9 protein-coding genes and 1 rRNA gene are annotated in these 9,342 nt (G+C 57.3%); all 10 read left to right on the forward strand.

Translation table 11 applies throughout. The annotated features are described in order from the left end of the window. Positions 1 to 5 precede the first annotated feature (5 nt). On the forward strand, positions 6 to 1,535 hold the full coding sequence (locus BUB60_RS18315; protein WP_073082744.1) for an oxaloacetate decarboxylase subunit alpha: 1,530 nt from the start codon (positions 6 to 8) through the stop codon (positions 1,533 to 1,535). Between the two features lie 28 nt (positions 1,536 to 1,563). Continuing rightward, a complete protein-coding gene (locus tag BUB60_RS18320) occupies positions 1,564 to 1,959 on the forward strand; it encodes a biotin/lipoyl-containing protein (protein WP_073082747.1) in 396 nt (131 codons plus the stop codon). Positions 1,960 to 2,107: 148 nt separating this feature from the next. Continuing rightward, positions 2,108 to 3,268: an acyl-CoA dehydrogenase family protein gene (locus tag BUB60_RS18325; protein WP_073082750.1), complete on the forward strand. Its 1,161-nt coding sequence runs from the start codon at positions 2,108 to 2,110 to the stop codon at positions 3,266 to 3,268. Positions 3,269 to 3,294: 26 nt separating this feature from the next. Then, positions 3,295 to 4,068: a short-chain-enoyl-CoA hydratase gene (locus BUB60_RS18330; protein ID WP_073082753.1), complete on the forward strand. Its 774-nt coding sequence runs from the start codon at positions 3,295 to 3,297 to the stop codon at positions 4,066 to 4,068. A 56-nt stretch (positions 4,069 to 4,124) separates the two neighbouring features. Further along, on the forward strand, positions 4,125 to 4,970 hold the full coding sequence (locus BUB60_RS18335; RefSeq protein WP_073082757.1) for a 3-hydroxybutyryl-CoA dehydrogenase: 846 nt from the start codon (positions 4,125 to 4,127) through the stop codon (positions 4,968 to 4,970). Positions 4,971 to 5,113: 143 nt separating this feature from the next. Further along, positions 5,114 to 5,773: a CoA transferase subunit A gene (locus tag BUB60_RS18340; RefSeq protein ID WP_073082761.1), complete on the forward strand. Its 660-nt coding sequence runs from the start codon at positions 5,114 to 5,116 to the stop codon at positions 5,771 to 5,773. Continuing rightward, positions 5,774 to 6,424, forward strand: a complete 651-nt coding sequence (locus BUB60_RS18345; RefSeq protein ID WP_073082766.1) for a 3-oxoacid CoA-transferase subunit B — start codon at positions 5,774 to 5,776, stop codon at positions 6,422 to 6,424. Positions 6,425 to 6,443: 19 nt separating this feature from the next. Then, positions 6,444 to 8,036 (forward strand): phosphoenolpyruvate carboxykinase (ATP), encoded by a 1,593-nt coding sequence (gene pckA / locus BUB60_RS18350; RefSeq protein ID WP_073082788.1) that lies wholly within the window; start codon positions 6,444 to 6,446, stop codon positions 8,034 to 8,036. Positions 8,037 to 8,144: 108 nt separating this feature from the next. Then, on the forward strand, positions 8,145 to 8,693 hold the full coding sequence (locus BUB60_RS18355; RefSeq protein ID WP_073082791.1) for a DUF2284 domain-containing protein: 549 nt from the start codon (positions 8,145 to 8,147) through the stop codon (positions 8,691 to 8,693). A 535-nt stretch (positions 8,694 to 9,228) separates the two neighbouring features. Continuing rightward, positions 9,229 to 9,342: ribosomal RNA gene (locus tag BUB60_RS18360) — 16S ribosomal RNA — on the forward strand; the annotation flags it as partial.

Here is a 9,342-nt window from a genome sequence, read left to right on the forward strand (position 1 = left end):
ATAAAATGTCAAGTGGCATAAAGGTCTCCACGGACAAAAAACCGCTGCTCATTACCGATACGATCCTGAGAGACGCCCACCAGTCTCAGGCCGCCACCAGGATGCGCACGGAGGATATGCTCCCCGCCTGCGAGGTGCTCGACAGCATCGGCTACTGGTCCCTGGAATGCTGGGGCGGCGCCACGTTCGACTCCTGCATGCGGTTTCTCGACGAGGACCCGTGGGAAAGACTGCGGACGCTGAAGAAAGCGCTGCCGCATACGAAGCTGCAGATGCTGCTGCGCGGGCAGAATATCCTGGGCTATCGGAACTATTCCGACGATGTCCTGGACAAATTCTGCAAAAAGTCGATCGAAAACGGCATCGACGTCGTCAGGATTTTTGACGCCCTGAACGATACGAGAAACCTGCAGCAGGCCATGAAGAGCGTCAAGGAATACGGCGGGCTCTGTGAGCCGGCCATGTCGTACACCACAAGCCCGATCCACAACGAGCAGTATTTCATCGATCTGGCTTTAAAGCTCGAGGACATGGGCGCGGACGTCATCTGCATCAAGGATATGGCCAACCTCCTCCTGCCGATGGCCGCGTACAGCCTCGTTGAAAAGCTGAAACAGCGCGTGAAGGTGCCGATCCATCTGCACACCCACAACACCACCGGCACGGGCGACATGGTTTATCTCATGGCGGCGCTGGCCGGCGTGGATATCGTGGATACCGCGCTGTCGCCCCTGGGCAACGGCACGTCCCAGCCGGCCACCGAGCCGCTGGTCGCCACGCTCAAGGGCCACGGGAGAGACACCGGTCTCGACCTTGAAAAGCTCAGCCGGGCCGCGGCGCACTTCAGAGGCGTCGCCGACAAGATGGCTGCGCAGGGCCTCATTGACCCCAAGGTGCTGAAGGTCGACACCAATACACTGACGTATCAGGTCCCCGGCGGCATGCTCTCCAACCTGATCTCCCAGCTGAAGGAAGCGAAGGCCGAGGATAAATATTACGACGTTCTGGCCGAAATTCCCCGGGTCCGCAAGGAATTCGGATATCCCCCACTGGTAACGCCCACAAGCCAGATCGTCGGCACACAGGCCGTCATGAATGTCATCGGCGGAGAGCGTTACAAGATGGTCACCAAGGAATCCAAGGCGCTGATGCGCGGGGAATACGGGCAGCTGCCCGGCCCTGTGGACACCGCCGTTCAGAAGAAGATCATCGGCGACGACGAAGTGATCACCGTCCGCCCCGCCGATCTGCTCAAGCCGGAATTTGAAAAGCTCAAGGCGGAGATCGGAGACCTTGCCCGCTCGGAGGAGGACGTTTTAAGCTACGCGCTCTTCCCGCAGGTCGCCAAAGCCTTCTTTGAGCGCCGCCTTGAAAAGGAAAACGGCATCAGCGACGAGCTCATTGCCGTGATCACAGCGGCGATTCAGGCGCATGGCGGGAAACAGGTTCATCCCCTCATCCGCAATTTCGGAAGCACGCATAAAGCGACCGCCGATATGCCGGCGATCAATCCCACGATTCGCAGCTGCAGATAAATTTCGATGAAACGGAGACAGATGTAATATGAAAAATTATAAAATTACGATCAATGGCAAGACCTATGATGTGGGCGTGGAAGAAGCCGATGGCGGCGTTGAGGTAAAGTCCGTCCAGGCCGCTGTTTCCGCACCGAAGGCGGCCCCCGCGGCACCGGCGCCGGCGACCGCGCCCGCACCCAAAGCAGCCGCGGCGCCCAAGGCGGCCGGCTCCGGCGATGTGACGGCCCCGCTGCCCGGCACCGTCCTTTCCGTTGCCGTATCCGAGGGACAGCAGGTGAAGGCGGGACAGGTTCTCGTGATTTTCGAGGCCATGAAGATGGAAAACGAGATCGTGGCGCCTGCCGCCGGCACCGTCAAAAAGGTCCACGTGTCCAAGGGCGCGGTGCTCGAGACCGGCACGCCGGTGGTTTCCATCGGTTAAAAGGGTTACTTGTCTTAAAGCCGTGGGCAGACGCTCACGGCTTCGAGGCGAAACAGGGGCAAACCGGAAGGTCATTTTCGCATAGCGGCGCAGCGTAAAACGGCACGTGATGAAAGATGCTTGAAAATTAATAAGGAGGAAATATTCAATGGATTTCGGTTACACTGAAGATCAAAAAATGATAGCAGAACTGGCAAAAGATTTCGCGGAGAAAGAAATCGCGCCCCATGTCGATGAGGACGAAGAAAACCATTTTTATCGCCGTGAAATCCTGTCCAAGATGGGCGAACTGGGCCTTTTAGGCTTCAATATCCCCGAGGAGTACGGCGGAAACGGCCTGGGCTGGATGGAAGCCGTCGCCGCGCTGTATGAGATCGCCAAGGTCCACACCTCCTGGCGCCTGTCCGTCAGCGGCAACGTCTGGGGCCCCGCGCTGACGATCCTCGAGTACGGCACCGAGGAGCAGAAGCAGAAGTATATCCCCGGCCTGTGCAGCGGCGAGTATGCCGGCAGCTTTGCCATCACGGAAGCCAACTCCGGCTCCGACGTGGCCAGCATGAAAATGACGGCCAAGGATTGCGGCGACCACTGGCTGTTAAACGGCAGCAAAATGTGGATCTCCGGCGGCCACACCTGCGATATCGGCCTCGTCTACGCCAAGACCGATCCCGCCGCGGGCGCCAAGGGCGTTTCCTGCTTCATCGTCGATTACAATGAAACCACCGAAGGCGTCAGCAGGATTCCGATCCACAAAAAGGTCGGCATGTGGCCGGCGCCCACGTCCGAGCTCGTCTTTGAGGACGTCAAGATTCCAAAGGAGAACCTCCTCGGGCCGCTGAACAAGGGTTTCCAGATCTGCATGTGGATGCTGAACAATACGCGCATGGGCTGCGCCACGGGCGCCGCGGCGCTGTCGGCCGCCGCTCTTGAGGGCGCCGTGCAGTATGCCAATGAGCGCACGCAGTTCGGCCAGCCCATCGGCAAGTTCCAGATGATCCAGCAGCAGATCGCCGAGATGAAGCTGGAGGACGACGCGGCAAAATTAATGGTATTCAGAGCCGCCTGGCTGAAGGAAAACAAGCTGCCCAGCCAGCAGGCCACGTCCATGGCGAAGCTGTTCGCCTGCAACGCCGCCGTCCACGGCGCCAACATGGCCATGAAGATTTACGGCTCCTACGGCTATTCCGACGAATATCCCTGCGGCAGATGGCTCCGTGACGCCAAGCAGTTTGAAACGCTGGAGGGCACGTCCAACATCCACATGGGCATTGTCGCCGGCATCGAGCTGGGCTACACGCCGAACAGGTAATAACACAACGAAGGGAATGTCGCCTGATGAACGTCTCCTATGAGGTGAAAGGGCATGTCGCCCTCCTGACCATCAACAGACCAGAAGCGTTAAACGCATTAAACACCAATGTTCTCCAGGATCTGGCGCAGGCGCTGAGCCAGGCGGAAGCGGATAACGACGTCTATGTCCTCGTCCTGACGGGCGCGGGCAAGGCGTTCGTCGCCGGCGCGGACATTTCGCAGATGAAGGATTTCACTGCTGTCGAGGCGAAGGCCTTCGGCGATTACGGCAACGGCGTGTTCTATAAAATCGAGAGCATGTCCAAGCCCGTCATCGCCGCCATCAACGGCTACGCGCTGGGCGGCGGCTGTGAGCTGGCCATGGCCAGCGATATCCGGATTGCCGGCACGAAGGCCAAATTCGGCCAGCCAGAGGTGGGGCTCGGGATCACGCCGGGCTTCGGCGGGACCCAGCGGCTGCCCAGGATCGTCGGCGCTTCAAAGGCCAAGGAGCTCATCCTGACCGCCGAGACGATCGGCGCCGACGAGGCGCTGCGGATCGGCCTCGTCAGCAAGGTCGTCCCCGACGAAGAGCTTCTGAACACGGCCCTCGAGATGGCAAACAAGATTGCCGCCAACGCCCAGGTGGCCGTCCGGCAGAGCAAGGACGCCATCAATAAGGGCATGCAGAGCGATATCGCGACAGGGCTTGCCTACGAGGCCCAGGCCTTTGCCGTATGCTTTGCCACCGAGGACCAGAAGGATGCCATGACCGCCTTTGTCAGCAAGAGCAAGGTCACTCAGTTTAAAAATAAGTAACCACCATGCGGAGGCGCCGGCCCCTGGTATGACGTCTCCGGGAAGGATTTTGTTTTATGAAAAAAATCAGTGTGATCGGCGCCGGTACGATGGGCACCGATATTGCCCAGGTTTTTGCTCAAAAGGGCTTTGACGTGGTCATCCGCGATATTACGGACGACATCATCAGCAAATCCGCCGCCAAGCTGGAAAGGTCCCTGGCCCGCCTCGTGGAAAAGGGCAAAATAACGGCGGAAGACAAGCAGAAGCTGCAGTCGCATATCTCCTTCACCACCGACCTGAACGCGTCGGCCGACGCCGATGTGGTGATCGAAGCGATCATCGAGGACGTCAAGATCAAAAAGGACCTGTTCAAGCAGCTGGACGGCCTGTGCAAGCCGGAGACCATCCTGGCCACCAACACCTCCTCCATCTCAATCACGGAGATCTCGGCCGCGGTGGCCCGCAAGGACAAATTCATCGGCATGCACTTTTTTAATCCCGTGCCGGTGATGAAGCTTGTCGAGGTCATCCGTGGGATGGCCACGTCGGACGAGACATTCAAGGCGATCATGGAGCTGTCCCGCGTGATCGGCAAAGAGCCTGTCGAGGTCAACGACGGCCCCGGCTTTATCGTCAATAAAATCCTCGTTCCGATGATCAACGAGGCCGTCTGCGTTCTCCAGGACGGCATTGCGTCCGCCGAAGATATCGACAAGGCGATGCAGCTGGGCGCCAACCACCCCATGGGCCCGCTGGCGCTTTCAGACCTCATCGGCAACGACGTTGTGCTCCATATCATGAATATTCTTTATGAAGAAACGGGCGACCCCAAATACCGCCCGAACATACTCCTGAAGAAAATGGTCAGGGGCGGGCTGCTCGGCAAAAAAACCGGCAGAGGCTTTTACACATACCAATGATACGCCATGCCTTACAAACGCGCGCGGATGCGCGCGTTTGTAAAGTGCATCAAACCGGAGGTTACCAGCGGAATCGGCAAATAACCTCTGATATTCAGTAGTGACACAGCGCCTTAAAATTTGGAGGCAAGGAGAGAATCACTGTGAACAAATTAACGACCGCCGAAGAAGCCGTTAAAAAGGTTAAGGACGGCGATACGCTCCTCGTAGGCGGTTTTTTGATGGCAGGGAGTCCCGAAACACTCATAAAAGCCCTTCTCGAGACCAGCACGGCAAAGGATCTGACGATCGTTTCCAACGATACGGGAACGGTTGACTCAAACATGATCAAGGTGATGCAGCAGGGGCGCGTCAAAAAGGTACACGGGTCATATATCGGCTCGAACCCCATGACGGGCCAGATGCTGATCGACGACAAGGACAGCGTGACGCTGTATCCGCAGGGGACGCTGGCGGAAAAAATCCGCTGCGGCGGGGCCGGTATCGCCGGTTTCTATACGCCGGTGGGCGTCGGAACGATCATAGAGGACGGCAAGGAGAAGCGCACGTTTGACGGCAAGGACTACCTGCTGGAAACGGCGCTGCGCGGAAATGTCGCCTTCGTCAAGGCGACGGTGGCCGATAAGTTCGGCAACTGCTTCATGCGCGGATCGACGAAGAACTTCGGCGCGATCATGGCGCGGGCGGCGGATTATGTCGTTGCGGAAGCCAAAAAGATCGTGGAGGTCGGCGAGCTGGACCCGGAGCTTGTGACGATTCCGGGGATATTTATCGACGCCCTCGTGCAATCGGAGGATGCGTAAATGGACACGAAGAATTTTATCGCCAAGCGCGTGGCAAAGGAGCTCAAGGACGGCGACGTCGTCAATCTTGGCATAGGACTGCCCACGCTCGTGGCAAACTACGTGCCGGAGGGCATCCAGATAACGCTGCAGGCCGAGCACGGGATCCTTGGTTCCGGCCCGGCGGCAAAGCCCGGGGAGGAAGATCCTGAGATCATCAACGCGGGCGGCTTTCCAATCACCGTTCTGCCCGGGGCCTGCTTTTTCGACAGCTCCACGTCCTTCGGGATTATCCGCGGGGGCCATGTGGACGTCACGATTCTCGGCGCCCTGCAGGTCGACGAAAAAGGGAACATCGCCAACTGGATGGTGCCGGGAAAGCGCGTCCCCGGCATGGGCGGCGCCATGGACCTGGTCGTCGGCGCGAAAGAGGTCATCGTGGCGATGGAGCACGCCATAAAGGGCGAGCCCAAAATCATGAAGACGTGTACGTATCCGCTGACGGCCGTCGGCGTCGTCAAAAAAATCATTACAGAAATGGGCGTGATGGATATCACCAAGGACGGCATTGTGCTGACCGAGGTCGCCCCCGGCTTCACCGCGGAGGATGTGCAGGCGGTGACGGACGCAAAGCTCATCGTCCCAAATAACCTCGCCGTGATGGAAATTTGATTAACAAAGGTGTTGAAAAATGGAAACATACGGAATAGAAAAGCTTGGGATAATCGGTGCAAAAACTGTTTACCGCAACCTGACCGGCGCGCAGCTGACGGAAGCGGCGCTGCGCCGCGGAGAAGGCACGCTGAGCAACACCGGGGCGCTTGTTGTGACGACCGGCAAATATACCGGCCGCAGTCCGGACGATAAGTTTATCGTCGATACGCCGGGCGTTCACGACGTCATCGCGTGGGGCAAGGCCAACAAACCCATCAGCCGGGAAAAATTTGACGCCATCAAAGGCAAGGTCGCGGCGTACCTGCAAAACCGCGAGGTGTTTATCTTTGATGGCCGGGCCGGCGCCGACCCTGCCTATACAAAAAAATTCAGGGTCGTCAACGAGCTCGCGAGCCAGAATCTGTTTATCCATCAGCTGCTGATCCGTCCCACCAAAGAGGAACTGGATCATTACGGAGAGCCGGATTTTACAATTCTGAGCGCCCCCGGGTTTAAGTGCGATCCCAAGGCTGACGGCGTGAACTCCGAAGCGGCCATCATGATCGACTATGAAGCGCACATGATTGTCATCTGCGGCACGCAGTACGCCGGCGAGATCAAAAAAGCCGTATTCTCGACGCTGAACTATGTCATGCCGCTGGAGAAAAATATTCTGCCGATGCATTGCTCGGCCAATATGAATCCCGAGACCGGCGACACGGCGGTATTTTTCGGACTGTCAGGCACCGGGAAAACCACTCTTTCCGCCGACCCCCAGCTCAAATTGATCGGCGATGACGAGCACGGCTGGTCGGACCAGGGCATTTTCAATTTCGAGGGCGGCTGCTACGCGAAATGCATCAACCTGGACAAGGACGCCGAACCGGAGATTTTCGGCGCGATCCGGTTTGGCAGCCTGGTCGAAAACGTGGTGATGGACCCCGAAACCCGGGAGTTCGATTTCCAGGACGACAGCTTAACCGAAAATACCCGCGTCGGATATCCGATTGATTTTATAAGCAACGCGGAGATCCCCGGCGTCGGCGGCATCCCCAAGGTCGTCGTTTTCCTGACGGCCGACGCTTTCGGGGTTCTGCCTCCGATTTCACGGCTGAACCAGGATGCGGCCATGTATCATTTCGTCACGGGCTTTACGGCGAAGCTGGCCGGCACGGAGCGCGGCGTCGTTGAGCCGCAGCCCACCTTCTCCACGCTGTTCGGCGAACCGTTCATGCCGCTTGCCCCGGCCCGGTACGCGCAGATGCTGGGTGAAAGGATCGCAAAGTACAACACGAAGGTCTATCTCGTGAATACCGGCTGGTCGGGCGGCCCCTATGGCGTCGGCAGCAGAATGAAGCTGCGCTACACGCGCGCCATGATTGCCGCCGCCCTGAACGGGACGCTTGATTCGGCGGAATACAAGCATGACGGCCTGTTTAATGTGGACGTGCCGCAGAGTTGTCCCAACGTGCCGGCTGAGATCATGAATCCGCGGGATACGTGGGCGGACAAAAAGGCTTACGATGAGACGGCAAACAAGCTGGCGGGAATGTTCCGGGACAATTTTGCAAAGAAGTATCCCGACATGCCCAAAAACATCATTGCCGCCGGCCCGAGGGCGGCCGAATAACGCGTTTTAAGGCCGCCCGATGCCACAGGCAAACAAAAACATGAAAACTCGTTTCGCCATGAAGCGGGTTTTCAGCTTTTCCTTTACCTTGAGGAGCTTATTATTAAAATGAATGGTGAAAAAGATTATAAGGGAATCATCGAGGGGTTCATCTACGATTATCCGGTCTGTGAATTTTACTATCTGGAGCCCCGGAACCTCATTTTCTCAGACAAGGTGCGGTACATCTGCGAGCACGAGTGCCCGCACTACGGCCAGTCCTGGGCCTGCCCGCCGGCCATTGACGCCATAGACCACTGTATTGAGGAGTGCGGGGCCTTTGAGCACGCGTTCCTGTTTACAAGCGTCGCCGAGGTGCCCGACTGCTTGAATTTTTCCGCCTGCCTGGAGGCCCGGCGGGACCATGAACGCATGACGCTGGAGCTGCGCGGGAGGTTTCAGGAGCATTTCGGCAAGGTCCTGGCGCTGTCCACCGGCTGCATGCTCTGCGAGGAATGTACCTATCCCGGCGCGCCCTGCCGCCATCCGGAGGACCGCCTGTCCACGATCGAAAGCCACGGTATTCTGATCATGGAAACGGCATCCCTGCTCGGCGTGACGGTGGATTGCGGCAACAATATGGTGACGTATATCAGCCTGATCTTCTTTAACGCCTAAAGCCCGCTGCGGGGCTTCACGGCCCAGTAAAAAATAGCGCGATTTATGGTTGACAAAAGCGATTCGGTATGTTAACCTAAACATCCTCCCGTCAGACGGAGGGAGCAAGGACAACTCAAGAGAGCCGGCCGCCAAAAAAAATTGACGGATCGCAAAATCAAGGGTTGACAAATGGAATACTCTATGGTATTCTAACATCCGCGCCTCGGGTAAGAGAGCGCACGATCAACCGGAAAAGAAGCGCTGCCAGAGATTGGCGGCAGCCGAAAGGTTGACAATCAGGATATCCTGTGGTATCCTACAATCTTGCCTCATGGGAGGCAACAGCACGACTGTGTGTACCTTGTAAATTAAACAATGTAAGAAAAGAACGCACCAGACACATCGAAAGATGTGCCAGTGAAAAGGGACCTTAAGTTGGGCAGCGGCGTTGTCAGCGACCGTGAGCCTAACTATAAAAAACTTTGAGAAGCTGAGATTCAGCGATCAAGAATGTGACGATTTTAAATGCTCGAAAGAGTAGTTAAGATACCATATTATTGAGAGTTTGATCCTGGCTCAGGACGAACGCTGGCGGCGTGCCTAACACATGCAAGTCGAACGGAGACAATTGGTTCGCTGATTGTCTTAGTGGCGGACGGGTGAGTAA

It is taken from the genome of Sporobacter termitidis DSM 10068, from assembly GCF_900130065.1.
Classification (GTDB): Bacteria; Bacillota; Clostridia; order Oscillospirales; family Oscillospiraceae; genus Sporobacter; species Sporobacter termitidis.